This is a genomic window from Streptomyces cinnamoneus, from assembly GCF_002939475.1.
Classification (GTDB): domain Bacteria; phylum Actinomycetota; class Actinomycetes; order Streptomycetales; family Streptomycetaceae; genus Streptomyces; species Streptomyces cinnamoneus_A.
Window position 1 is genome coordinate 4220499 of record NZ_PKFQ01000001.1, and the last position, 24372, is coordinate 4244870.

Annotated in this window: 24 protein-coding genes and 1 pseudogene; 16 read left to right on the forward strand and 9 right to left on the reverse strand. The window is 71.7% G+C overall.

Features of this window, described 5'->3' with window-relative positions; all coding sequences use genetic code 11:
* The first annotated feature begins 37 nt into the window (after nucleotides 1-37).
* The 5 genes from CYQ11_RS18600 to CYQ11_RS18620 all read left to right on the forward strand — a co-directional run bounded on the left by CYQ11_RS18600 (nucleotide 38) and on the right by CYQ11_RS18620 (nucleotide 5111).
* Nucleotides 38-901 carry an ABC transporter ATP-binding protein gene (locus tag CYQ11_RS18600; protein WP_099201615.1) on the forward strand — a complete coding sequence of 288 codons (864 nt, stop codon included), beginning with the start codon at nucleotides 38-40 and terminating at the stop codon, nucleotides 899-901.
* Nucleotides 888-1784 carry an ABC transporter permease gene (locus CYQ11_RS18605; RefSeq protein ID WP_099201614.1) on the forward strand — a complete coding sequence of 299 codons (897 nt, stop codon included), beginning with the start codon at nucleotides 888-890 and terminating at the stop codon, nucleotides 1782-1784. Before CYQ11_RS18600 ends, CYQ11_RS18605 begins: the two co-directional genes overlap by 14 nt.
* Nucleotides 1785-2017: 233 nt before the next feature.
* Entirely contained in the window at nucleotides 2018-2815 is a 798-nt protein-coding gene (locus tag CYQ11_RS18610; protein ID WP_146104703.1) for an AfsR/SARP family transcriptional regulator, read from the forward strand.
* Between the two features lie 96 nt (nucleotides 2816-2911).
* On the forward strand, nucleotides 2912-3937 hold the full coding sequence (locus CYQ11_RS18615) for a sulfotransferase family protein (RefSeq protein WP_099201612.1): 1026 nt from the start codon (nucleotides 2912-2914) through the stop codon (nucleotides 3935-3937).
* Between the two features lie 133 nt (nucleotides 3938-4070).
* The gene (locus CYQ11_RS18620; protein ID WP_099201611.1) at nucleotides 4071-5111 is read left to right on the forward strand and encodes an esterase-like activity of phytase family protein; all 1041 of its coding nucleotides are present in this window, start codon (nucleotides 4071-4073) and stop codon (nucleotides 5109-5111) included.
* 29 nt (nucleotides 5112-5140) lie between these two features.
* Here the strand turns inward: CYQ11_RS18620 and CYQ11_RS18625 are convergent, their stop codons facing one another.
* Entirely contained in the window at nucleotides 5141-5974 is an 834-nt protein-coding gene (locus CYQ11_RS18625) for a hypothetical protein (protein WP_099201610.1), read from the reverse strand.
* 71 nt (nucleotides 5975-6045) lie between these two features.
* On the opposite strand from CYQ11_RS18625, the gene CYQ11_RS18630 reads away from it, so the two are divergent.
* Nucleotides 6046-6408 (forward strand): hypothetical protein, encoded by a 363-nt coding sequence (locus CYQ11_RS18630; protein ID WP_099201609.1) that lies wholly within the window; start codon nucleotides 6046-6048, stop codon nucleotides 6406-6408.
* A gap of 8 nt (nucleotides 6409-6416) precedes the next feature.
* Nucleotides 6417-7610: a glutathionylspermidine synthase family protein gene (locus CYQ11_RS18635; RefSeq protein ID WP_099201608.1), complete on the forward strand. Its 1194-nt coding sequence runs from the start codon at nucleotides 6417-6419 to the stop codon at nucleotides 7608-7610.
* A gap of 27 nt (nucleotides 7611-7637) precedes the next feature.
* On the opposite strand, the gene CYQ11_RS18640 is transcribed toward CYQ11_RS18635, so the two are convergent.
* Nucleotides 7638-8450 (reverse strand): class I SAM-dependent methyltransferase, encoded by an 813-nt coding sequence (locus tag CYQ11_RS18640; protein ID WP_099201607.1) that lies wholly within the window; start codon nucleotides 8448-8450, stop codon nucleotides 7638-7640.
* An 84-nt stretch (nucleotides 8451-8534) separates the two neighbouring features.
* Here CYQ11_RS18640 and CYQ11_RS18645 point away from each other — a divergent pair, with 84 nt between their 5' ends.
* Nucleotides 8535-9608 (forward strand): Lrp/AsnC family transcriptional regulator, encoded by a 1074-nt coding sequence (locus CYQ11_RS18645; RefSeq protein WP_240003597.1) that lies wholly within the window; start codon nucleotides 8535-8537, stop codon nucleotides 9606-9608.
* On the opposite strand, the gene rocD is transcribed toward CYQ11_RS18645, so the two are convergent.
* On the reverse strand, nucleotides 9556-10770 hold the full coding sequence (gene rocD / locus CYQ11_RS18650; protein WP_099201606.1) for an ornithine--oxo-acid transaminase: 1215 nt from the start codon (nucleotides 10768-10770) through the stop codon (nucleotides 9556-9558). The genes CYQ11_RS18645 and rocD overlap by 53 nt on opposite strands.
* Before the next feature lie 103 nt (nucleotides 10771-10873).
* Here rocD and trpS point away from each other — a divergent pair, with 103 nt between their 5' ends.
* The 3 genes and pseudogenes from trpS to CYQ11_RS18665 all read left to right on the forward strand — a co-directional run bounded on the left by trpS (nucleotide 10874) and on the right by CYQ11_RS18665 (nucleotide 13823).
* Entirely contained in the window at nucleotides 10874-11887 is a 1014-nt protein-coding gene (gene trpS, locus CYQ11_RS18655) for a tryptophan--tRNA ligase (RefSeq protein ID WP_099201605.1), read from the forward strand.
* 129 nt (nucleotides 11888-12016) lie between these two features.
* Nucleotides 12017-12595, forward strand: a pseudogene (locus CYQ11_RS18660) (2'-5' RNA ligase family protein); the annotation flags it as partial.
* Nucleotides 12596-12815: 220 nt separating this feature from the next.
* Nucleotides 12816-13823 (forward strand): YihY/virulence factor BrkB family protein, encoded by a 1008-nt coding sequence (locus CYQ11_RS18665; protein ID WP_146104704.1) that lies wholly within the window; start codon nucleotides 12816-12818, stop codon nucleotides 13821-13823.
* On the opposite strand, the gene CYQ11_RS18670 is transcribed toward CYQ11_RS18665, so the two are convergent.
* Nucleotides 13708-15162, reverse strand: coding sequence for a D-alanyl-D-alanine carboxypeptidase family protein (locus CYQ11_RS18670; protein WP_481135920.1), 1455 nt, complete (start codon nucleotides 15160-15162; stop codon nucleotides 13708-13710). The genes CYQ11_RS18665 and CYQ11_RS18670 overlap by 116 nt on opposite strands.
* Before the next feature lie 10 nt (nucleotides 15163-15172).
* Here CYQ11_RS18670 and CYQ11_RS18675 point away from each other — a divergent pair, with 10 nt between their 5' ends.
* The 3 genes from CYQ11_RS18675 to CYQ11_RS18685 all read left to right on the forward strand — a co-directional run bounded on the left by CYQ11_RS18675 (nucleotide 15173) and on the right by CYQ11_RS18685 (nucleotide 17428).
* Entirely contained in the window at nucleotides 15173-15454 is a 282-nt protein-coding gene (locus tag CYQ11_RS18675; RefSeq protein WP_099201699.1) for an SCO4848 family membrane protein, read from the forward strand.
* A 115-nt stretch (nucleotides 15455-15569) separates the two neighbouring features.
* Nucleotides 15570-17132, forward strand: a complete 1563-nt coding sequence (locus tag CYQ11_RS18680) for an ABC transporter substrate-binding protein (protein ID WP_099201603.1) — start codon at nucleotides 15570-15572, stop codon at nucleotides 17130-17132.
* Nucleotides 17133-17194: 62 nt separating this feature from the next.
* Nucleotides 17195-17428, forward strand: a complete 234-nt coding sequence (locus CYQ11_RS18685; protein WP_099201602.1) for a hypothetical protein — start codon at nucleotides 17195-17197, stop codon at nucleotides 17426-17428.
* Nucleotides 17429-17434: 6 nt separating this feature from the next.
* On the opposite strand, the gene CYQ11_RS18690 is transcribed toward CYQ11_RS18685, so the two are convergent.
* Nucleotides 17435-18220 (reverse strand): alpha/beta fold hydrolase, encoded by a 786-nt coding sequence (locus tag CYQ11_RS18690; RefSeq protein ID WP_099201698.1) that lies wholly within the window; start codon nucleotides 18218-18220, stop codon nucleotides 17435-17437.
* A 52-nt stretch (nucleotides 18221-18272) separates the two neighbouring features.
* On the opposite strand from CYQ11_RS18690, the gene CYQ11_RS18695 reads away from it, so the two are divergent.
* Nucleotides 18273-18668, forward strand: a complete 396-nt coding sequence (locus CYQ11_RS18695) for a MerR family transcriptional regulator (protein WP_099201601.1) — start codon at nucleotides 18273-18275, stop codon at nucleotides 18666-18668.
* A 157-nt stretch (nucleotides 18669-18825) separates the two neighbouring features.
* On the opposite strand, the gene CYQ11_RS18700 is transcribed toward CYQ11_RS18695, so the two are convergent.
* Genes CYQ11_RS18700 through sdhC form a run of 4 tightly spaced genes read right to left on the reverse strand, consistent with a single transcriptional unit; the run spans nucleotide 18826 to nucleotide 22227 of the window.
* Complete coding sequence (locus CYQ11_RS18700) at nucleotides 18826-19587, reverse strand: succinate dehydrogenase iron-sulfur subunit (RefSeq protein WP_099201600.1); 762 nt, start codon at nucleotides 19585-19587, stop codon at nucleotides 18826-18828.
* Nucleotides 19587-21341 (reverse strand): succinate dehydrogenase flavoprotein subunit, encoded by a 1755-nt coding sequence (sdhA, locus tag CYQ11_RS18705; protein WP_099201599.1) that lies wholly within the window; start codon nucleotides 21339-21341, stop codon nucleotides 19587-19589. Before sdhA ends, CYQ11_RS18700 begins: the two co-directional genes overlap by 1 nt.
* Before the next feature lie 20 nt (nucleotides 21342-21361).
* Complete coding sequence (locus CYQ11_RS18710; RefSeq protein WP_099201598.1) at nucleotides 21362-21838, reverse strand: succinate dehydrogenase hydrophobic membrane anchor subunit; 477 nt, start codon at nucleotides 21836-21838, stop codon at nucleotides 21362-21364.
* 8 nt (nucleotides 21839-21846) lie between these two features.
* Nucleotides 21847-22227, reverse strand: a complete 381-nt coding sequence (gene sdhC / locus CYQ11_RS18715) for a succinate dehydrogenase, cytochrome b556 subunit (protein WP_099201597.1) — start codon at nucleotides 22225-22227, stop codon at nucleotides 21847-21849.
* Nucleotides 22228-22658: 431 nt separating this feature from the next.
* Here sdhC and CYQ11_RS18720 point away from each other — a divergent pair, with 431 nt between their 5' ends.
* A complete protein-coding gene (locus CYQ11_RS18720) occupies nucleotides 22659-24305 on the forward strand; it encodes a beta-N-acetylhexosaminidase (RefSeq protein ID WP_099201697.1) in 1647 nt (548 codons plus the stop codon).
* The last annotated feature ends 67 nt before the right edge of the window (nucleotides 24306-24372 follow it).

Here is a 24372-nt window from a genome sequence, read left to right on the forward strand (position 1 = left end):
TCCTCCGCCGGCCCGTGAACCAAGAGAGGTGATCCGGATGACCCTGGCGACGTCCAGACACACGACGAGGCACGCGACGAAGCACGCGGCGAAGCGCTCCGAACGGGACGAAGCGGGTACCGGCACGGGCACCGGTGAGGGTGCCGCCGGCGTCGTACCGGCGGTCCGGATCGACCGGGTGCACAAGGGCTTCGGCCGTTCCGGCGGGGGACGGCCGGTGCTGGAGGACATCTCCCTCGACGTGCGACCGGGGGAATTCGTCTGCATCCTGGGCGCCTCCGGCTGCGGCAAGTCGACCCTGCTCAACCTGGTCGCCGGGCTCGACCGGCCCACCTCCGGCACCATCGACGTCCCCGGCGGCCGTCCCGCCCTGATGTTCCAGGAACACGCCCTCTTCCCCTGGCTGACCGCCGGCCGCAACATCGAACTCGCCCTGCGGCTGCGCGGCGTCCCCCGCACCGAACGCCGCACCGAGGCCGAGAGGTTGCTGGACCTGGTCCGTCTCGGCGGCTCCCACGGCAAACGCGTCCACGAGCTCTCCGGCGGCATGCGCCAGCGCGTCGCCCTCGCCCGCGCCCTCGCCCAGGACAGCCGCGTGCTGCTCATGGACGAACCCTTCGCCGCCCTCGACGCCATCACCCGCGACGTCCTCCACCACGAGCTCACCCGCGTCTGGTCCCAGACCCGGCTGTCCGTCCTGTTCGTCACCCACAACGTCCGCGAAGCCGTCCGCCTGGGCCAGCGCGTCGTCCTCCTCTCCTCCCGCCCCGGCAAGATCGTGCGCGAATGGACCGTCGACATCCCCCAGCCGCGCCGCATCGAAGACACCACTGTCGCCGACCTGTCGATCGAGATCACCGAAGAACTGCGCAAGGAGATCCGCCGCCATGGCCAGCACTGACACCCCGCCCCAAGCCACCCCGGAAGGGGACCTCGCCGGGCTCGGCGCCGGACTCGACGCCCTCGACACCGCCCCGCCCGACCACACCCCCCTGCGGCAGGTCCTCCTCCACAAGGTCCTGCCCCCCGTAGCCGCCGTCGCCCTGGTGCTCGCCACCTGGAAACTCCTGGTCCTGGCCGGAGTGGCCGACGACTACAAACTCCCCGACCCCACCGCCGTCTGGCGCAGCCTGCGCGAACTCTGGCTCCAGGGCACCCTGTTCGACATCATCTGGACCAGCCTCTCCCGCGGCCTCCTGGGCTTCCTCGCCGCCCTCGCCCTCGGCACCCCCCTCGGCCTCCTCATCGCACGCCTCCCCCTCCTGCGCGCCGCCCTCGGCCCCCTCCTCTCCGGCCTCCAGTCACTGCCCTCCGTCGCCTGGGTCCCCGCCGCCGTCATCTGGCTCGGCATCACCGACACCGCCATGTACGCCGTCATCCTGCTCGGCGCCGTGCCCTCCATCGCCAACGGCCTCGTCTCCGGCATCGACCAGGTCCCGCCCCTCTACCTCCGCGCCGGCCACACCATGGGCGCCACCGGCCTCAGGGCAACCCGCCACGTCCTGCTGCCCGCCGCCCTCCCCACCTATATCGCCGGGCTGAAACAAGGCTGGGCCTTCTCCTGGCGCTCCCTCATGGCCGCCGAACTCATCGCCTCCTCACCCGAACTCGGCCTAGGACTAGGCCAATACCTCGACAACGCCCGCACCGACTCCGACATGCCGGCCGTCCTCGCCGGGATCATCCTGATTCTTCTGGTTGGTATCGCCATCGACCTCATCGTCTTCAGTCCACTTGAGCGCCGCGTGCTGCGGGCGCGCGGACTGCTTGCAGGGGCCAACTGAGGCAATGTGCCAGGTACGGACGGTTGTAAATCCTCAAATAGCAGGCCGCCCAGAAGGCATCACCGCCAGAACATGCCCATTCCGGTTAGTCAACCCCTAAAACGCACTTGCGCAAAAAAACGTGGCTGCCGAGCGAGATCGTCATATGCTGTTCACACACGAGGGTTCAACTGTGTAGAGGCGAGACGGAATTCAATATTCCGTTTTCCGTCATCTCAACGGGGAGGCATCTGTTGAACTTGCGGCTTCTGGGAACCGTAGAGGTCGTGGACGACGACGGCGTCCTGATTCCGATCGGTGCGCCCATGCTCCGCGCCACTCTGGCGGCGCTCGCGCTGCGGGCCGGGCATGTCGTACCGGTCGGTGAATTGATGGATCAGCTCTGGGGCGGTCGGCCCCCGGCCACGGCGGGCGCCACGTTGCGCAATTACATCAAGCGCCTGCGCAAGGTGATACCGAAGGACCGCATCCGAACGGAATCGGGTGGCTACCGCCTCGACGTCGAACCGGCCGACGTCGACGTGCTGCGATTCCGTGAGCTACGGGCGTGTGCGCGGGCGCTGACCGGGAGCGACCCCCAGGCGGCGGCGCGGACGCTCGACGCGGCGCTCGCCCTGTGGCGGGGCACACCCTTCACCGACCTCGGCGACGGTCCGCTGCGGTCGCTGGAGCAGCCGCGGCTGGAGGACCTGTACCTCGCGACGGTCGAGGAACGCTTCGCGATCGGGCTCGACCTGGGCGAACACCATGTGCTCGTCGACGAGATCATGGTCATGAGCCAGGTCTACTACCTGCGGGAACGGCTGCTCCACCAGCTGATCGTCGCCCTGTACCGCTGTGGGCGCACAGCGGAGGCGCTGGCCGCCTACCGCTCCGCCCGCAAGCGTCTGGTCGCCGAGCTGGGGATCGAGCCCGGCATGCACCTGCGCAAGCTGGAGCAGGCGATCCTGCGGTCCGACCCGGAGCTGGCGGGGGAGCGCTCCGGCTGGGCCGGCGTGCCCTCGCGCGCACCCCTCCAGCGGGCCGGCTGAGGCCCGGAGCGGGCGCCGGAAAAGGATGCGGCCCGGCCGGCCGCCCGTTCCGCCGCCCCCGTCGATTCATCCGCCTCTCGTCCGACCGGAGTGATCATGCGGCCTTTGTCTTTTGTCGTCGGAACGGGCCGGAGCGGCTCGACCGTTCTGTCCCGGATCATCAACCTGCACCCGGAAGCCCTCAGTCTCAACGAATTGGTCAATTCGCTCAGCGGTGCCGACATGCTGCCTGCGCGACCCCTTGGCGGAAGAGAATTCTGGGGCATTCTCGCCGAGCCGAACCATGCCTATGACGGGCTGCTGCGCGCGGGCGCGTCCATCGAGGAATTCCTCTATCCCAAGAATCCCGGCCGGTACACCCCGGAAACGGGGATCCCGGCGCTCTCCATGATGGTGCTGCCGCATCTGACGGACGATCCCGACGGACTTCTCGACTGGCTGGAGCCGCAGATCCGGGCATGGCCGGTCCGCCCGGCGGACCAGCACTACAGGCAACTCTTCGACGTATTGTGCGAACGTTTCGACCGTGCGGTCGTCATCGAGAGGTCAGGATATTCCCTGAAATCCGTACCCGCCCTGCGGAAGGCGTTCCCTGAGGCCAGGTTCGTCCATTCGTTCCGCCACGGCCCCGACTGCGCGCTCTCCATGAGCCGCCACCCCGGCTTCCGCATGATCTCGCTGGTCTCGCAGATCCTCGAAGCCGCCGGGGTGGAGTCCCCGGCCGAGCTGACCGAGGACCACGTGGCACGGCTGCCCGAGGACCTGGCCGAGCTGGTCAGGCACGGTTTCGCCCCCGACCTGGTGGTCAGGTCCGAGGCCCCGGCGCACCACCTGGGGAAGGTGTGGTCCCAGGCGATAGCCGAGGGCACGCGGCATCTGAACGAGCTGCCGGAGGACCGGCACATGGCCCTGGGTTACGAACAACTCCTCGACGCACCGGAGCGAGAACTCACCCGCCTCGCGGAGTTCACCGGCCTGACACCGACCCTCGAATGGCTGGCCGCCTCGCGGGAGTTGCTCGACAACGGAAGGCGCGGCGGCTCCCGCCGGCTGCCCGCGGACCAATTGCGCGCCCTGGAAGCGAGTTGCGCGCCCGGCATGCGGATCCTCGCCGGCGTCTGATTCCGACGTCTGATTCCGCTGCCTGACCCGCGGTTTCCGGTGCCGGTGCCTGATTCCCCCGCGCGGAACCCACGACCTCCGCCTCAACTCTCCCATCCACCCGTGTTCTTGATCGTCGCAAGGAGGCTCAACCATGCGCGCGCGCACCACATTCGTCTCCCTGGCCGCGGTATTGGTCACTGCTGTCGCGGGGGCGGTCCCCGCGACCGCCGCTGCACCCGCACCCGGCCACGCCGCGAACCACGACAGCGACCGGCCGTGCACACCGGACGTCTCCCTCGCCGGATTCTCCGACGCCCTCGACAAGACGTACTTCCAGGGCTCCTACGTCGGCAACCTCTCCGCCCTCGCCCGGGACTCCGGCGGCCGGACCGCCGCGCTGTCCGACCGTTCGCTGCTGTTCACGCTCGACGCGCAGCGCAAGCCCGAGCGCGTCCTACGGCTCGCGGACGAGAACGGCAAGGACCTCGACTCCGAGGGCCTGGTCATCGACCGGGACGGCGGATATCTGGTGACCTCCGAGACCGAGCCGTCCGTCCGCCGCTACGACCGGGACGGCAAGCTGCTCGGCGCGCTGCCCGTACCGGACGAGCTCCGCGTCGCGCCGGCCGGGAAGGCCCAGCTCAACCAGACCTTCGAGGGCCTCACCCTGCTGCCCGGCGGCAACACGCTCGTCGCCTCGATGGAGGGCGCGCTCAGCGGTGACGGCACGGACGACCAGGGCCGCCCCCTCGTCCGCTTCCAGACCTGGCAACGGTCCGGCGGACACGGCGAGTTCGGCCTCGGTCGGCAGTACGCCTACCCCGTCGACAAGACCCTCGGCGTCTCCGAGGTCACGGCCGCCGACGAGAGTCACCTGCTGGTCCTGGAGCGGGGATTCTCCGCGACGACGGGTCTGACGGTCCGGCTCTACCTCGCCGACCTGTCCGCCGCGCGGACCGACGCCGGCCGTCCGGTGCCGAAGCGGCTGCTCGCCGACCTCGGCGGCTGCACGTCCCCCGACGCCCACCACCCCACCCCGCAGCCCAACCCGCTGCTCGACAACGTCGAGGGGATGACCGTCACGGGCCGGGAGCCCGACGGACGGCTGAAGCTGCTGCTCGTCAGCGACGACAACCAGAGCACCCGGCAGGTCACGCGCCTGTACGAACTCACCGTCCGCGTCTGCGACTGACCCCGCGGGGGCGCGTGGCGCCCGCCCGCTCAGGCCACCCCGGCCTCCGCCGGGGCCTCCCCGAAGCGGGCCAGCGCCAGCGCCCCCAGCACCGCCAGCGCGAACCCCGCCACGGCCAGCGGCATCAGCCCCGCGCGGGTGCTGTCCCCGAGCCAGGCGACGCCCACCCAGGCCGGGCCCAGGGTCTCGCCGACGACCATGCCGGCCGTGGCGGCCGTCACCGAGCCGCGCTGCAGGGCGGACGTCAGGAGCAGGAAGGCGGCCCCGCCGCCCAGCAGCAGCGCGTACGTGGCCGGGTTCGCCGGCAGCCTGGTCTCCGGCACGCCCTCGACGAGGCGCACCGCCACCTCGACGACCCCGAACCCGCAGCCCGCCCCCAGCCCCAGCGCCGCCGCCCGCGCCCGCCCCCGGAGCCGGCCCGCCGCCGCGCCGAAGGCGAGGACGCCCCCCGCGGCGCACAGGGTGCCCCAGCGCAGCGCCGCCGAGCCCGTTCCCGAGCCCTCCTCGCCGGACGCCAGGCCCAGCATCGCCAGCCCGCCGCACACCACGAGCACCGCCGCCCACTCCACCGGGCTCAGCCGGACCCCCAGGACGCGCGAGGCGGTGACGGCCGTGACGGCGAGGCTCGCGGCCAGGGCCGCGCTCACCGCGTAGATGGGGAGCTGGCGGAGGGCGATCACCTCCAGCACGAATCCGAGCGCGTCCAGGCCGAGTCCCGCGAGGTAGCGCCACTGGCGCAGGACGCGCAGCAGCAGGACCGGGTCGACGCCCGAGCCCGTGCCGGGCGGGGCCGCCCGCGCGGCCGCGGCCTGGAGGACGGACGCGGTGCCGAAGCAGACCGCCGTGCCGAGCGCGCACACCATGCCGAGGGTCACGGTCCGACTGTAGGGCGTTTAGGGTGTACGCACTTTCGAACACGACGGGGGCGTCACAGATGGAACAGAAGGAACCGATACCTCGGAAACCGGTCAAGGCGCGCAGGCGCCTGCGGTCCAGCACGGTCGTGCTCGGCGGCATGGGCGTCCTCGCCACCGCCCTGACCTCCTGCGGCTCCGAGCCCGACAAGCGCTGCGTCGACCGCAACAGCTACGAGGCCGGCCGGGGCTACCGTGTGCTCGACTCCAAGGCGTGCTCCAGCAAGAGCGGCAGCGGAGGCAGCTCCGGGACCTGGTACTACAACTCCGGTAATTCTGGCACCTATGCCAAGAGCGGCACCTTCGACAAGGGCAAGGCCGTCTCCCGCGGCGGCTTCGGCTGCTCGTCCTCCTCCAGCCACTCCGGCTCGAGCGGCGGCTGAGCCCGGCGATGCGACGCCACAGCACCACCCCGCGCCCCGGCTGGCAGGAGACCGTCGAGGAGCAGGGCCTGATCTACCCCCTCTCCCGCCAGGCGGACGGCTCCCTCGCCCCGTACTGGGACGAGAGCGCGTACTACGTCTTCTCCCTGCCCGAGGTCGAGGCCCTGGAGGAGGTCGTCGAGGAGCTGCACGAGATGTGCCTGGCCGCGGCCGGGCACATCGTGGAGCACCACCGCTTCGCCGACCTCGGCATCACCGACCCGCGCCTGGCCGACCTCGTCGCCGAGTCGTGGCGGCGGAGGGAGGAACTGCCGTCGGTCTACGGCCGGTTCGACCTGCGCTACGACGGCACGGGCCCCGCCAAGATGCTGGAGTACAACGCCGACACCCCCACCTCGCTGGTGGAGGCGGCCAGCCCGCAGTGGTTCTGGATGGAGGAGCGCTTCGCCGAGGTCCCCCACGCCGACCAGTGGAACTCCCTCCACGAGCGGCTGGTCGACGCCTGGAGGCGCCAGGCGGCGCTGCTGCCGCCCGGTGTGCCCCTGCACTTCGCCCACTCGGCCGGGGACGAGCTGGGCGAGGACCTGATGACGGTCGCCTACCTGCGCGAGACCGCCGAACAGGCCGGGATCACCACCGAAGCGATCTCGATGGAGGACATCGGCTGGGACCGGCTCTCGGGCCGGTTCGTCGACAAGAAGCTCCGCTTCGTACGGGCCTGCTTCAAGCTGTACCCGTGGGAGTGGCTGGTCGCCGACGACTTCGGGCCGGCCGCCCTCGACACCCTCGACAACGGCGGCGGGACGGGCTCGACCCTGTGGATCGAGCCCGCCTGGAAGATGCTGCTCTCCAACAAGGCCCTGCTGGCCGTCCTCTGGGAGCTCTTCCCCGGCCACCCGAACCTGCTGCCCGCCTACCTCGACGGCCCGCGCGAGCTGGCCGGCACGGGCGGCTACGCGGCCAAGCCCCTGCTGGGCCGTGAGGGCGCCGGCATCACCCTGCACCCCCCGGGCGCCGCCCCGGCCATACGCCCGGAGCCCTGCTGCTACCAGCAGCTCGCGCCGCTGCCCGACTTCGACGGCAACCACGTGGTGCTGGGCGCCTGGGTCGTCGAGGGCGAGCCGGCCGGGCTCGGCATCCGCGAGTCGTCAGGGCTGATCACGGACGAGTACGCGCGGTTCGTCCCCCACGTGATCCTCTAGCGGCGGCTGCCACCCCTGCTCATCCCCCTACCGCACCCCCTCCACCAGCCACCCCGACATCTCGTCCCCACCCGGCATCGGCCGGCCCAGCGCCTCACCCACGCCCGCGAACGTCCGTACCTCCGCTCGCCACCCGCGCTCCGCGAGCAGCGTCGTGGGGTCGTCCGTCCCGTAGCGCCACGGCGAGCCCCACGTGGCCATCAGGTCCAGCACCGGCCGGGTCTCGGGAGCGGCGAGCATCGCCCCGGCGACGAAGTCGGCCAGCAGGCGGCTGCCCGGCGCGGAGAGGGCCGAGATCCGGTCGAGGAGGGTGTGGACGTCGGGCTCCTCCAGATACTGGGTGAGCCCCTCCACCAGCCAGCACGTGGGCAGGTCCGCCCTGAACCCCGCGTCGGCCAGGGCCTCCTCCCAGCCGGCCGCCGCGAGGTCGGCGCCCACCGCGGTCCGGTGGCAGGTCGGCGCGACGCCGCCCAGCAGGCGCTCCTTGTGGGCCAGCAACTCCGGCCGGTCCAGCTCGTAGAGGGTCACGTCGGCCGGCAGCCGCAGCCGGTACGCGCGCGTGTCCATCCCCGCCGCGACGATCACGAGCTGGCGAGGACCCCCGTCCCCCACCGCACCCCCGATCGCGTCGTCGAAGAAGCGCGTCCGCACCGGGATCGCCGGTACGTCGCCGAACGCGTCCAGCCGGGCCGTGCCCGCCGGCCCCGCCAGGGCGGCGGCCAGGGGATCGTGGAAGAGGGCGTCGTCCCGCGCCGATTCCCGCGCGCGCTGGGCCGCGGTGACGAGGGACGTGCCCGCTACAGGGTCGAGTGTGAAGGCGGATGTGTTCTGGTTCGTCATGCCGACGACCCTCGCCGCGCCGGGCGCCTCCCGTCCCCGGCCGGCCGCTCCATGACGGATTCCGGCATCCGATAGCTTCCTGTGGTGGATTCCGTCATACGCGACTCGGCCGTACGCGACTCCGGCACACGCGACGCCTCGCCAAGCCGCCGTCACCTCGACCTCCTCGACCGGCAGTTGGCCCACGCGCTGCAGATCGACGGGCGCGTCCCGTTCAGCCGGATCGCGGCCGCCATCGGCACGTCGGACCGTACGGTCGCCCGCCGTTACCACCGGCTCCGGGCGGACGGGGTGCTCCGCGTCGTCGGGCTGCCGGACGCCCGGAGCCTCGGTCTCGTCGACTGGGCCGTACGCATCCAGTGCACGCCGGACGCGTCCGTGGCGATCGCCGCCGCGCTCGTCGAGCGGGCGGATACCTCCTGGGTGGGCCTCGCCTCCGGCGGCACCGAGATCACCTGCATCACGCGGGCCCAGGGCGGTTCGGCGCAGGGCAGCATGCTGCTGTCCAAGCTGCCCAGGACGCCACGGATCACCGGCGTGACCGCCCACTGCATCCTGCGCCCGGTGGCCGGTCTGGCCGGCTGGCCGGGTCGTACCGAGGCGCTCGACGCACGGCAGGCCGAGGAGCTGTCACGTCTCGCGGCGCCCGGCGCGCCCTCCCGCGACGTGCGGCCCGGCGCCGCCGACGACCGTCTCTTCGCCGTCCTCGCCAAGGACGGCCGCGCCGGCGTTCCCGAGCTGGCCGCCGCCACCGGGTGGTCGGAGTCCACCGTCCGTCGCCGGATCGACGAACTCCGTTCCGCCGGCGTGCTGTACTTCGACGTCGAGATCGACCCGGCGCTGTACGGCTACCCCTACGAGGCCATGCTGTGGCTGACCGTCGCCCCCGGGGAGCTGGGCACGGTGGCCGAGGCCCTCGCCGGGCACCCCGAGGTCGCGTTCGCGGCGGCCGTCACCGGGCCGAGCAACATGATGGCGATCGTCATCGTCCGGGACGGCGACGCGTTGTACGACTACCTCGCCACGCGCGTCGGCGCGCTGCCCGGCGTGCGGGGTGCCGAGACCACGCTCGTCACCCGGCACGTCAAGCGGGGCGGCGCGCTCGTCACACCGCGGCGTCCCCCAGGACCGCGCGGAGCTGCTCCAGCCCCCAGTTGAGGTCCTCCTTGGTGATGACCAGCGGCGGGGCGATGCGGATCGTCGAGCCGTGGGTGTCCTTCACCAGCACGCCGCGCGCCATCAGGCGCTCCGAGATCTCGCGGCCCGTGCCGACCTCCGGCGCGATGTCGACGCCCGCCCACAGGCCGCGGCCGCGGACGGCGGTCACGGCGCCGGAGCCGGTCATCAGGCCCAGCTCGTGGTGCAGGTGCTCGCCCAGGCGGGCCGCCCGCTCCTGGTACTCGCCGGTGCGGAGCATGGCGACGACCTCCAGGGCCACCGCGCACGCCAGCGGGTTGCCGCCGAAGGTGGAGCCGTGCTCGCCGGGGCGGTACACGCCCAGGACCTCGCGCGAGGAGACGACGGCCGACACCGGCACGACGCCGCCGCCCAGCGCCTTGCCCAGCACGTACACGTCCGGGACCACGCCCTCGTGCTCGCAGGCGAAGGTCCGGCCCGTGCGGCCCAGGCCGGACTGGATCTCGTCCGCGATGAACAGGACGCCGCGCTCGCGCGTCAGCCGGCGCACGCCCGGCAGGTAGCCGGCGGGCGGGACCAGCACGCCCGCCTCGCCCTGGATCGGCTCCAGCAGCACGGCCACGGTGTCGTCGTCGACCGCGGCCTCCATCGCCGCGAGGTCGCCGTAGGGGACGATCTCGAAGCCGGGCGTGTACGGGCCGAAGTCCGCCCGCGCCTCGGGGTCCGTGGAGAAGCTGATGATCGTGGTCGTGCGGCCGTGGAAGTTCCCCGCCGCCACCACGATCTTCGCCCGGCCGTCCGGTACGCCCTTGACGCGGTAGCCCCACTTGCGCGCGGTCTTCACGGCGGTCTCGACCGCCTCCGCGCCGGTGTTCATGGCGAGGACCATCTCCATGTCGCACAGCTGTGCCAGCGCGGAGCAGAACTCCCCGAACCGGTCGTGGTGGAAGGCCCGCGAGGTGAGCGTGACCCGCTCCAGCTGTTCCTTGGCCGCGTTGATCAGCCGACGGTTGCCGTGGCCGAAGTTCAGCGCCGAGTACCCGGCGAGCATGTCGAGATAGCGGCGTCCCTCGACGTCGGTCATCCAGGCGCCCTCGGCGGTCGCCACCACGACCGGCAAGGGATGGTAGTTGTGGGCGCTGTGCTGATCGGCTGCGGCGATGTTGCGTTCCGTGGCGGTCAACGTGTGCTCCGTTCCGGTCGGGGCATGCTGCTGATGACGTCTTTCTACACCCGCACTCGCACCACGGGCCCGAGTCCGGTTCGGCACCTGAGAGAATGAGGGCATGGCCCTTGATCGTCCGCGCGCCCTCTCCGGTATCCAGCCCACCGCAGGCTCGTTCCACCTCGGGAACTACCTCGGTGCCGTCCGTCAGTACGTGGCCCTGCAGGAGACCCACGACGCGTTCTACATGGTCGTGGACCTGCACGCGATCACCGTGCCGCAGGACCCGAAGGAGCTGCGGGCCAACACCCGCATCGCCGCGGCGCAGCTGCTGGCCGCCGGCCTGGACCCGGACCGCTGCACCCTGTTCATCCAGAGCCACGTGCCCGAGCACGCGCAGCTCGCCTGGGTGATGAACTGCCTCACCGGCTTCGGCGAGGCCTCGCGCATGACGCAGTTCAAGGACAAGTCCGCCAAGCAGGGCGCCGACCGCACCACCGTCGGCCTGTTCACGTACCCGGTCCTCCAGGTCGCCGACATCCTGCTCTACCAGGCGGACACCGTCCCGGTCGGCGAGGACCAGCGCCAGCACGTGGAGCTGACCCGCGACCTGGCCGAGCGCTTCAACGGCCGCTTCGGGGACACCTTCCGCGTCCCCGCGGCGCACATCGTCCGCGAGACCGCGAAGATCTACGACCTGCAGGACCCGACGGCCAAGATGAGCAAGTCGGCGGCGACGGCCAAGGGCCTGATCAACCTGCTCGACGAGCCCAAGGTCTCCGCCAAGAAGATCAAGAGCGCGGTCACCGACACCGACACGGTCATCCGCTTCGACGCCGAGAAGAAGCCCGGCGTCAGCAACCTCCTCACCATCTACTCGACGCTCACCGGCACCACGATCGCCGAGCTGGAGCAGAAGTACGAGGGCAAGGGCTACGGCGCGCTCAAGACCGACCTCGCCGAGGTCATGGTGGAGTGGGTCACCCCCTTCCGCGCCCGTACGCAGGAATATCTGGACGACCCGGAGACGTTGGACGCCGTCCTGGCCAAGGGCGCGGAGAAGGCCCGTACCGTGGCGGCCGAGACGCTGGCGCGGGCCTACGACAAGCTCGGCTTCCTGCCCGCGAAGCACTGACGGTCCCCGGCCGGGCAGGGCGGCGAGGGCGCCCCCGACCCGGCCGGCGGCCAGGGGACCTGGCAGCGGAAGCGGCTCAGCCGTCACACTGACCACGGGTACATACAGGCGCACAGGAGGGAGAACGCAGTGGGCACCGTCACGGTCGGCGTTTCGATCGCGGTCCCGGAGCCGTACGGCAGCTTCCTCCAGAAGCGTCGCGCGGGCTTCGGGGACCCGCTCGCCCACGGCATCCCCACGCACGTCACCCTCCTGCCGCCCACCGAGGTGGACGCCTCGTCACTGCCCGCGATCGAGCGCCACCTCGCGGAGGTCGCCCAGGCTGGCCGGCCGTTCCGGATGCGCCTGTCCGGCACCGGCACCTTCCGGCCGCTGTCACCCGTGGTCTTCGTCAACGTGGTCGAGGGGTCGTCCGCCTGCTCCTGGCTCCAGAAGCGGATCCGGGACGACTCCGGCCCCGTGGCCCGCGAGCTCCAGTTCCCGTACCACCCCCACGTGACCGTCGCCCACGGCATCGCCGAGGAGGCGATGGACCGGGCCTTCGAGGAGCTGGCCGGCTACGAGGCCGCCTGGACCACCGCGGGCTTCGCGCTCTACGAGCAGGGGGCCGACGGCGTGTGGCGGCTGGATCGCGAGTACCCCTTCGGGCGGGAGCCCGGGCCCGGCGACCGCCGCGCGGGGCGCGGCGTGGAGCTGGACGCCCAGCCCTTCCCCCGGACGCAGGCGGACGGCCGGCAGCAGCGCCAGGACCGGGAGACGGGCTCCGCCTCCGCGCAGACCCCCGCGGCCATGCCGCCGCCCCGCCGGCCGGGCGTCGCCCGCCCGCCGGCGGCCTCCCGCTGACCCCGTACGGGCGAGTCCCCCACCGGCCCGGCCTCACCCGTTCGGGCTACGCGTAGCCGCCTCGGCGGAATGGTAGGGGTGCACCATGGACTGGCTGACTCGACTGCCGGTGATCGGACCCGTGCTCCGCGGCCCGGTCACCCGCCTCACGCGCACGCACGCGTGGCGCTCGTACGAGACCCTCGACCGGGTGAAGTGGACCCGGCTGGCAGCCGCGATCACCTTCACGAGCTTCGTCGCGCTCTTCCCCCTGTTGACCCTCGGCGCCGCCGTGGCCGCGGCGCTGCTCAGCGACCAGCGGACCCATGAGCTGGAGGACCGGCTGGCCGAGCAGGTGCCCGGCATCTCCGCCAGCCTCGACGTGCGGTCCTTCTCGGAGAACGCGGGCACGGTCGGCCTCGTCGCCGGCGCGCTGCTGCTGTTCACCGGCGTCAGCTGGGTGGGCTCCCTGCGCGAGTGCCTGCGCGCGGTGTGGGAGGTGGAGGAGGCCCCCGGTAATCCGGTGCTCCTCAAGCTCAAGGACGCGGCGGTGCTGCTGGGCCTGGGCGCCGTGGTGCTGCTGTCCGCCGCCTGCTCGGCCTTCGCCTCGGCGGCGGTGGACTGGGTCGCGGACCGCACGGGGCTGGACGGGGCGGGCGGACTGCTCACGGCCGTCGGCTTCTGCATCGCCGTCCTGGCCGATTTCCTGCTGATGCTCTACGTCCTGACGCGCCTGCCCGGCGTCCACCCCGGCCGCCGCCGGCTGGCCGTCGGCGCCCTGCTCGGCGCGGTCGGCTTCGAGGTGCTCAAGCTGGTGCTGAGCGGCTATCTGCAAGGGGTCGCCGCCAAGAGCATGTACGGCGCCTTCGGCACGCCCATCGCGCTGCTGCTGTGGATCAACTTCACGGCCAAGCTGACGCTCTACTGTGCCGCCTGGACGGCCACCGGTGCGAAGGGCGGCACGCCCGGGCGGCACAGCGAGGAGGAGCCCGGCCCGGTCAGCCCCGGTCGCCGGAGCCCTTCGAGTCCTTGCGCCGCACCAGCTCCGGCAGCGGATGACGGCGGTGCACCACGTACCCCGCCACCGCCAGGACCGCCAGCGCCCCGCCCGTGAGGCCGACCGCCGTCCACATCCCGTCGCCGCCGGACGCCGCCGCGGCCTGGGTGCTGCCGCTGCCCCTGGCGCCGCCCCGGCCGTCGCCGGGCTTGTCCGTCCCGCCCTCCGGCGGCACGAGCACACCGACCGGCTTCACGTGGCCGGCCGCCTCGAAGCCCCAGTCCAGCAGCCGCTGGGTCTCCTTGTAGACCTCGTTGGGCTCCTTGATGTCCGGGTTCATGACGGTGACGAGCAGCTTCTTGCCGTCGTGCTGGGCGACGCCGGTGAAGGTGTTGCCGGCGTTGGTGGTGGAACCGTTCTTCACGCCCGCCATGCCCTTGTAGGGGGGCAGCCCCTGGGCGCCGGTGAGCAGCCGGTTGGTGTTGGCGATCTCCTTCGTCCTCCCCGGCCGCTCCTCGTCGGGGAACTGCGTCCGGGCCGTCGAGCAGTACTCCCGGAAGTCCGCCTTCTGCAGGCCGGAGCGGGCGAAGAGCGTGAGGTCGTACGCGCTGGAGACCTGGCCCTCGGCGTCGTAGCCGTCGGGGGTGACGACGTGGGTGTCCAGGGCCTGGAGGTCCTCGGCGTGCGCCTGCATGTCCTTGACGGTCTGTGCCACGCCGCCGTTCATCGCGGACAGGACGTGCACGGCGTCGTTGCCCGAGCGCAGGAAGACGCCCATCCACATGTCGTGGACGGAGTAGCTCAGGCCTTCCTTCATGCCGACCTGGCTGCTGCCCTCGCCCATGCCCAGCAGGTCGGTGGGCTTCACCTTGTGCTGTTGCGTCTTGGGGAACTTGGGCAGCACCGTGTCGGCGAAGAGCATCTTCAACGTGGAGGCGGGCGGCAGCTTCCAGTGCGCGTTGTGCGCGGCCAGCACGTCGCCGGACTCGGCGTCGGCCACCAGCCAGGAGTCGCCGCTCAGCTCCTCGGGCAGCGCCGGGGCGCCGGGGCCCGGCCGTACCTGGGTGCCGGGCTTGCCGAGCAGCTCGCCGCCCACGGTGGACATCCTGGCGGGCGGCTGCTTCGGCGTCCTGCCCTTGCCGTCGGCGGCCGCGCTCGCGCTCGCGGTGGGCGTGGGGGAGGCGGTGGCGGCGAGCGCGGGAGCGGCGGTGGCCAGCGGGAGCAGCAGCGAGGCACCGGCCGCCAGCAGGGTGGCCGGGCCGCGAGAGGTGCGGCGGGGTCGCGTCGCGGAGTACCGCGCGGAGGGCCGCGGGCGGTGTGATGTGATCGTCGGCACGCTGGTGAACGTACCTCCGTGTCCGTCGAACAAGAACGCCACCCCACGGCGGGCCTCCGTCGAGGACCCGATAGGACCAGTCGAGGACCCGATAGGACCAGCGTCCGAACCCGAACGCATACTGAAACCCATGGTGAAGTCTTCCGGGGAAGCAGCCCCCCGAACCCCCGCGACCCTCTCCCGTCCCGTGTCCTGGTTCCTGCTCGCCTTCGGGGTGTGGAGCTGGTTCATCTGGATCACTTTCGTCAAGAACCTGTGGAAGGACGGCAGCGGGCTCGCCTTCGACGACGCGGGCGAGCCCACCGGCTACTTCTGGGTCCATCTGCTGCTCGCGGTCACCTCGTTTCTTCTGGGGACGGCTGTCGGCCTGATCGGGTTGCGTGGCGTCAGGGCCCTGCGGCGCACGTCATAAGGCGTGCCGTCGCTTTTCGGACACCCCGGGTGCCGGCCACTTCCGGCGTTTTCCGGACGCACGAACGTTCGCCTGTCTACGGTGATGCGCATCACTGGGCGGGAGGGGCGCGGGGATGCGTGGTGTCCGGATTCGGGCGGGGGCGGGTGCGGTGTGCGTGGCGCTGCTGGCGGTGGCGGCCGGGGGCTGCCGGCTGGTGCCGGGGGATGACGACGACGGGCGCCCGGTCCGGGTGGGCACGACCGACACGGTCAGCGCGCTCGACCCGGCCGGTGCCTACGACGCGGGTTCCTGGGCGCTCTACGGCAACGTCTACCAGTCCCTGTTGACCTTCGCCCCGGGCTCCAGCACCCCGGTGCCGGACGCGGCGCGCAGCTGCACGTTCAAGGGCGAGGGGTTACGCACGTACACGTGCACGCTGCGCCGGGGGCTGAGGTTCGCCAACGGGCACGCGCTGACGTCGAGGGACGTGAAGTTCTCCTTCGACCGCATCGCCCGCATCAAGTCGCCGCAGGGGCCGGGGCCGGTGCTGGAGACCCTGGAGTCGGTGGCGGCCCCGCGGGAGGACGAGGTCGTCTTCCGGCTGAAGGTCCCGGACGCGACGTTCCCGTTCAAGATAGCCACGGGCGCCGGCTCGATCGTCGACAGCGACGCCTATCCGGCGGACCGGCTGCGCAAGGGCGACGGCGTGGACGGCTCCGGTCCGTACGTGCTGGCCGCCTACCGGTCCGGCGCGAGCGCGGAGCTGGAGCCGAACAAGCGCTACGCCGGGGCGGTCAAGGGCTCCGCCAGCAAGGTGACGATCCGTTACTTCGCCGACTCGGGCCGGATGAGCGAGGCGTGGCGGCAGCGGTCGGTCGACGTGGTCGGCCGCCAGATGCCGCCCGCCGACCTGGCGGACGTCTCCCTCACGGACTCCGGTGTCCGCGTGAGCGAGACCGCCGCCGCCAACATGCGCAGCCTGGTCTTCAACCTGCGCGACGGCTCACCGGTCAAGCCTCTGGCCGTGCGGCAGGCGGCCGCCGCCGTCATCGACCGGGACGCGCTGGCCCGCGACGTGCACCTGCGGACGGTCGAGCCGCTGTACTCGCTCATCCCGCGGGGCCTGACGGGCCACACGACGTCGTTCTACGACCTGTACCCGCAGCCCGACCCCGGCCGCGCCCGGCAGATCCTCCAGCGCGCCGGCGTCGCCGTGCCGGTCCGCTTCGGCATCGCCTACTCGCGGGGCGCGGCCACGGACCAGGAGGCGGCGCTGCTGAAGGAGCAACTGGAGGCCACGGGGCTGTTCGAGGTGACCACGCGGAAGGTGGAGTGGACGGCGTTCCAGGAGGGGTACGCCCGGGGCGCCTACGACGCGTACTGCGTCTCCTGGGTGGCCGACTTCCCCGACCCGGAGACCTTCACCAGCCCGCTCGTGGGCGCGGAGAGCGCCCTGCACTCGGGCTACGAGAGCCCGCGCGTGGAGAAGCTGATCCGCACGGCGCAGGAGCACTACCAACGCGACCGGGCCTCCGGTGACTTCCGGAACATCCAGCGGATCGTCGCGGAGGACGTGCCGCTGGTGCCGCTGTGGCAGAAGAAGGACTACGCCCTGAGCACGTCGTCCATCTCGGGGGCCGAGTACCTCTCGGACGGCACCGGCATCTGGCGGCTGTGGCGGCTGCACCGGATCTGAGGGCCGGGCGGCCCGGTGCCAGGCGGTGTCGCCCCCGCCTTGCCCGTGGCAATCTGGGTGCCATGGAACTGCAGCCCTGGCGGCTGCCCGCGTCACCGGGCGAACCGCCCTACTACACGACCGACACGTGCGCCGGCTGCGGTGCGGTCGTGCACGGCATCCACGGGCGCTGGACGTGCGCCGCCTGCGGTGCGTGCAGCCCGTACCAGGAGCCGCCCGAGGGGTGGGCCACGGAGATCACCCCGGAGGAGCTGGCCACCAACACGGTGGGGTACGACAGCCTGCCGAACCCCTGAGCCCGTTCAGAGCCCGTGCCGCCCGAGGAAGTCCAGGATCAGCTTCTGCCACTCCTCGGGCCGTTCGGCCATGGGCACGTGCCCCGTCTCGATCTCGGCGTACTCCGCACCGGGGATGTGGTCCACCAGGTAACGGGAGTTGGCGGGCGAGACCAGGGTGTCCTTCGTGGTGGCGATGACCAGGGTGGGGACGCGGATGCCGGCGAGGTCGGCGGTGGTGTCCCCGGACCGGACGGCGCCCGCCTGCTCGGCGGCCCCGGCCGGGACGCCCTGGGCGAGGGCGTCGTAGAACGCCTCGCGCTCGGCCTCCGGCACGGCGTTGAAGAAGTCCTCGCCGAACGCGCTCAGCGCGGTGAGGCGGGCGAACGCCTGGAGGTCCCCCTCCGCGAGCAGCCTCTGCCAGAGGAAGAGCGAGGCGTCGGCCCGGTTGTCCGGCTTGGCCAGACCGGCCGTCAGCACCAGGCCGCGCACCCGCTCCGGGTGCCGGGCGGCCGTCCGTACGGACACCAGCGTGCCCAGCGAGTAGCCGACGAGCGTGAAGGTCTCCAGGCCGGCCGCGTCGGCCGCCGCCACGATGCCGTCGGACAGCGCGTCCACGGTCAGGGGGCCGGTGGCGCGCGGAGTGGCGCCGGAGCCGGGATAGTCGGGGGCCACCACGGTGTGCCGCTCGGAGAGCGCCGGGATGACGGGCGCGAAGTTGCCCTCGATGCTGCCGCCCGCGCCGTGCGCGAGGAGGATGCCGGGGCCGGAGCCGTGGACGGTGGTGTGCAGGGGCGTGGGAATGTGTGCCATGGCCAAGAGGTTGACATCTGACATCAGTGTGAAGGTCAAGGGGAGGACCGCGATGCGCATAGGAGAGCTCTCGCGACGGACGGGCGTCAGCACCCGGCTCCTGCGCTATTACGAGGAGCAGGGCCTGCTGAAGGCCGAGCGGGACGCCAACGGCTACCGCCGTTACGGCCCCGCCGCCGTCGAGCGCGTCGTGCGCATCCGCGAACTCCTCGCCGGCGGCCTGACCACCGAGGCCATCCGCGACCTCCTGCCCTGCGCCCAGGGCGGCCCGGGCCTGATGCCCTGTGACCACTCCGCGCAGGTGCTCGGCGACCAGCTGTCCCGCGTGGACGAGCAGATGGCCGAACTGCGCCGCAAGCGGGAGGCGTTGATGTGCGTCACCGAGGCCATGGAGACCCGCCGCCGCCAGGACGAGGCGCTGGCCCTGGCGGCGCTCGGGCCGGCCTGACCCACGGTGCCCGCCGCCGACGGGCGCCGCCGTCAGTGGTCACCGGGGGCCCCGGACCGTGATGGGCCGTCAGCTCCCCGGGCACGGCAAAGGCCCCGCCCCCGGAAGAAGGGGGCGGGGCCTTTCAGGCCGGTCGTCCGTCAGACGGACCCGCAGGTCAGAAGCGGCGCGTGATCAGCGCCCGCTTCACCTCCTGGATCGCCTTCGTGACCTCGATGCCGCGCGGGCAGGCGTCCGTGCAGTTGAAGGTCGTGCGGCAGCGCCACACGCCGTCCTTGTCGTTGAGGATCTCCAGGCGCTGCTCGCCCGCCTCGTCGCGCGAGTCGAAGATGAAGCGGTGCGCGTTGACGATCGCCGCCGGGCCGAAGTACTGGCCGTCGTTCCAGAACACCGGGCACGAGGACGTGCACGCGGCGCACAGGATGCACTTGGTGGTGTCGTCGAAGCGCTCGCGGTCCTCGGCGGACTGCAGCCGCTCACGCGTCGGCTCGTTGCCCTTGGTGATCAGGAAGGGCATGACGTCGCGGTACGCCTGGAAGAAGGGGTCCATGTCCACGACCAGGTCCTTGAGGACCGTGAGGCCCTTGATGGCCTCGATCGTGATGGGCTTCTCCGGGTTGATGTCCTTGATCAGCGTCTTGCACGCCAGCCGGTTGCGGCCGTTGATCCGCATGGCGTCGGAGCCGCAGATGCCGTGCGCGCAGGAGCGGCGGAAGGTCAGCGTGCCGTCCAGGTCCCACTTGATCTTGTGGAGACCGTCGAGCACGCGCTCCTTCGGGTCGATCTCCACCTGGAAGTCCTGCCAGGTGGCCTCCGCGGAGACCTCCGGGTTGAACCGGCGGATCCGGAAGGTGACCGTGATGTACGGCGAGGCGTCCTGCGCTGCCGTCCCGGCCTTCTCGAGAGTCGGGGTAGCCATCAGTACTTACGCTCCATCGGCTGGTAGCGGGTCTGGACGACCGGCTTGTAGTCGAGGCGGATCGAGTCCTTGCCGTCCGCGTCGACCTCGCGGTACGCCATGGTGTGGCGCATGAAGTTGACGTCGTCGCGGTTGGGGTAGTCCTCGCGGTAGTGACCGCCGCGGGACTCCTTGCGCGCCAGGGCGGACACGGCCATCACCTCGGCCAGGTCGAGCAGGTTGCCCAGCTCGATGGCCTCCAGAAGGTCGGTGTTGAAGCGCTTGCCCTTGTCCTGGACGGACACGTTCTTGTAGCGCTCGCGCAGCTCGGCGATCTTCTCGACGGCCGTCTTGATGGTCTGCTCGGTGCGGAAGACCATGACGTTGGCGTCCATGGTCTCCTGCAGCTCCTTGCGGAGCTCGGCGACCCGCTCGGTGCCGGTGGAGTTGCGCAGCCGCTCCACCTGGTCCACGACGAGCTCCGCCGGGTTCTCCGGCAGCTCGACGAAGTCGGCCTTCTGCGCGTACTCCGCGGCGGCGATGCCCGCGCGGCGGCCGAAGACGTTGATGTCGAGCAGCGAGTTGGTGCCCAGGCGGTTGGCGCCGTGCACCGACACGCAGGCGACCTCGCCGGCGGCGTACAGGCCCGGCACGACGGTGTCGTTGTCGGCCAGCACCTCGCCCTCGACGTTGGTCGGGATGCCGCCCATGGCGTAGTGCGCGGTGGGCTGGATCGGGATCGGGTCCGTGTAGGGCTCGATGCCCAGGTACGTCCGCGCGAACTCGGTGATGTCCGGGAGCTTGGCGTCGAGCTGCTCCGGCGGCAGGTGGGTGAGGTCGAGGTAGACGTGGTCGCCCTCGGGACCGCAGCCACGGCCCTCGCGGATCTCCGTGTAGATGGAGCGCGAGACGACGTCACGCGACGCGAGGTCCTTCATGACCGGCGCGTACTTCTCCATGAAGCGCTCGCCGTCCTTGTTGCGGAGGATGCCGCCCTCACCACGGGCGCCCTCCGTCAGCAGGATGCCCATGCGCCAGATGCCCGTCGGGTGGAACTGGAAGAACTCCATGTCCTCCAGCGGCAGGCCGCGGCGGTAGCAGGCCGCCTGGCCGTCACCCGTCAGGGTGTGCGCGTTGGAGGTCACCTTGAAGAACTTGCCGGTGCCGCCGGAGGCGTAGATGACCGACTTGGCCTGGAAGACGTGGATCTCGCCGGTGGCCAGCTCGTAGGCGACCACACCGGCCGACTTCTTGACGCCGTCGACCTCGGTGATCAGCTGGTCGAGGACGTAGAACTCGTTGAAGAACTCGACGCCCTCCTTCACGCAGTTCTGGAACAGCGTCTGGAGGATCATGTGGCCGGTGCGGTCGGCCGCGTAGCAGGACCGGCGGACCGGGGCCTCGCCGTGGTTGCGGCTGTGACCGCCGAAGCGGCGCTGGTCGATCGTGCCGTCCGGGGTGCGGTTGAACGGCAGGCCCATCTTCTCGAGGTCGAGGACCGCGTCGATGGCCTCCTTCGCCAGGATCTCGGCGGCGTCCTGGTCGACCAGGTAGTCACCGCCCTTGATCGTGTCGAAGGTGTGCCACTCCCAGTTGTCCTCCTCGACGTTCGCGAGGGCGGCGGCCATGCCGCCCTGGGCGGCGCCGGTGTGGGAGCGGGTCGGGTAGAGCTTGGTGAGCACCGCCGTGCGGCTGCGCTTGGTCGACTCGATGGCCGCGCGCATGCCGGCGCCACCGGCGCCGACGATGACGGTGTCGTACTTGTGGATCTTCATGGTCGCGTCAGCCCCGGGCTCTAGCGGATGTTCGGGTCGAAGGTGAAGATCACCAGCGTGCCCAGCAGGACGGTGAACACCGTGGCGGTGTACAGCAGCATCTTCAGCCAGAAGCGGGTGTTCGCCCGCTCCGCGTAGTCGTTGATGACCGTGCGCAGGCCGTTCGCGCCGTGCAGCATCGCGAGCCACAGCATGATCAGGTCCCAGGCCTGCCAGAACGGGGAGGCCCAGCGGCCCGCCACGAAGGCGAAGCCGATCTTGCTGACGCCGCCGTCGAGGACGAGCTGGATCAGCAGGTGGCCGAGGACCAGGACGACGAGCACGATGCCGGACAGCCGCATGAACAGCCAGCCGTACAGCTCGAAGTTCGTGCGGGTCGACTTCGGGGTCTTCTTGGTGCGCTTGCGCGGCGCCTCGATGACCGGGGCCGGGTTGTCGACGTCGTAGAGGGAGACGTCGCTCACAGCGGCCGACGCGGGGGTGGTTTCAGCGGACATTTCGCGACTCAGCTCCCGAACAGCGTGCGCAGCGTGTGCTGGAGCACGGGGTAGAAGGCGCCTGCCATCAGCAAAGCCCAGACCATGACGACCGACCAGAGCATCTGCTTCTGGTAGCGCGGTCCCTTCGACCAGAAGTCCACGGCGATGACCCGGAGGCCGTTGAGCGCGTGGAAGAGGATGGCGGCCACGAGGCCGTACTCCATCACGTTGACGATGGGCGTCTTGTACGTCGCGACGACCTCGTCGTACGCCTCCGGGGAGACGCGGACGAGAGCGGTGTCGAGGACGTGAACGAACAGGAAGAAGAAAATGAGGACGCCGGTGACTCGATGAGCCACCCAGGACCACATACCTTCCCGGCCGCGATACAGCGTTCCAGCCGGCACGGAAAACCCTCCGGGAGCGGGGATTGGGGCCTGCCGGCTTCACTGTCGGTCGGGCCCGGCCGGGTACGGTCCACCGGCCCTGGCCATCGTAGCGACGCCTTGTCGGTTCGGTCTCGCGGGGTATGTCAGGTGTGATCAAACAGGCACGTACGGGCTAGGGCCGTACGGGCCACACCCCGATGACGCCCCGGATCCGGCCCCGATGGGCGCTTTGTGCGGCGGACGGCCGCGCGACCCCTGGGCTGCGGCCGCCCTCCGCCCTATAGTGACGCCCCCCACAAGCCGCCCGGCGAACGCGCGAATTTCATCCATATGAGAGGTATTTCGGGCGCGTAGCCGATGTCGGTATCCCGAAAAGCAATATCTTCGTCCTACGAAGCTCCACGAAGCCCCAAAAAGGCCCACATGGGAGGTTTTGCTCCATGGGACGCATGGGTCTGCCGGTCAGAGTCACCCGCACGTCGGCCATCCGGGGGACCATGGCCGGCCTCGCCCTCCTCACCACGATGTCGCTCATGGGCTGTCCCGCCCGCCACGGCAGCCTCCGGCCGGGGGACGACTCGCGGTCACCGCAGTCGGCCGCGTCCTCCTCCGCCTCCCCCTCGCCCGCCCCGCCCGGCTCCGCCGCCGCCCCGGCGCCGGCCCCCGTGCCCCCGGGCGCGCCCCGCACCGTCCCCGCCGTGCGGGAGTTCACCCAGCGCGCCGGACCCGGCTGGCGGCCCGCCCCCGGCGCCCGCGTGGTGGCCGACCCGGGCGGGCCGCTGGCCGACGAGGGCCGCAAGCTCGCCGGGGACCTCCAGCTGGGCTTCGGCGCGGGCCCCGCCCGCGCCGGCGACGTGGAGCTGACCCTGCGCCCCGGGCAGCCCGGCGGCCCCGAGTCCTACGAGCTCGCCACCCGCGACCGCAAGGTGACGATCACCGCTCCTGACGAGGCCGGCGTCTTCTACGGCACCCGGACGGTGCTCCAGGCCGTGCGCTCCGGCGGCGGGCTGCCCGAGGGCGACGTCCATGACCGCCCCGACCGGGCCCAGCGCGGCCTCAACCTCGACACCGCCCGCAAGAACTTCACCGCGGACTGGATCGAGGGCCGGCTGCGCGAGATGGCCGACCTCAAGCTCAACCAGCTGGGCCTGCACTTCTCCGACGACCAGGGCTTCCGCATCGAGAGCTCCTCGCACCCCGAGATCGTCTCCCCCGAGCACCTGACCAAGGCCGAGGTCCGCCGCATCACCGCCCTGGCCGGCTCGCTCCACATCACCGTCGTCCCCGAGATCGACTCGCCCGGCCACCTCGGCGCCGTCATCGCCGCCCACCCCGGCCTCCAGCTGCGCGACGCCTCCGGCACCGCCGCCCGCGGCGCCGTGGACATCGCCAACCCGCAGTCCGCCCGCATCGTCGACGACCTGCTGCGGGAGTACGCGCCCCTCTTCCCCGGCGCCTGGTTCCACCTCGGCGCCGACGAGTACCGCGCCCTGATGGCCAAGGACCCCCAGGCCTCCTACCCCCGCCTGGCCGAGGCGGCCCGGAGGAAGTACGGCGCCCGCGCCCGGGTCCAGGACCTGGCCACCGGCTGGCTCAACGACCGGGCGGCCGTCGTGCGCAGCGTGGGGAAGACCCCCAAGGCGTGGAACGACGGCTTCTTCCCCGGCGGAGTCGTCAGCCCCGACAAGGGCGTGCAGGTCGAGTACTGGACCGGCAAGGAGCTGGGCGCCCGGCCGCCGCAGGACTACCTGAACGAGGGACGGACGCTGGTCAACCTCAACGACGAGTACCTCTACTACGTCCTCGGCGAGCCGAACCAGTTCCGCTATCCCACCGGTGAGCGGATCTACCGCGACTGGTCGCCGGGCGTGCTGCGCGGCACCACGGCCGTGGCGCAGGCGCAGTCGGGGCCCGACCGGGTGGCCGGCGGCCGGCTCGCCGTCTGGTGCGACCGGGCCCAGGCCCAGACCGCGGACCAGGTCGCGGCCGGCATCCGGATGCCCCTGGCGGCCGTGGCCCAGCGCCTGTGGGACCCCCGCCCGCCCCGGCTGGCCTGGGCCGACTTCACGGCGCTGGCGGGACGCGTGCGGCACTGACCCCGCGGGGCCGGGCGGGCCGGAAGCACCAGGTCAGGGACGCCCGGTCCGCGGCCCGGCGTGTGCC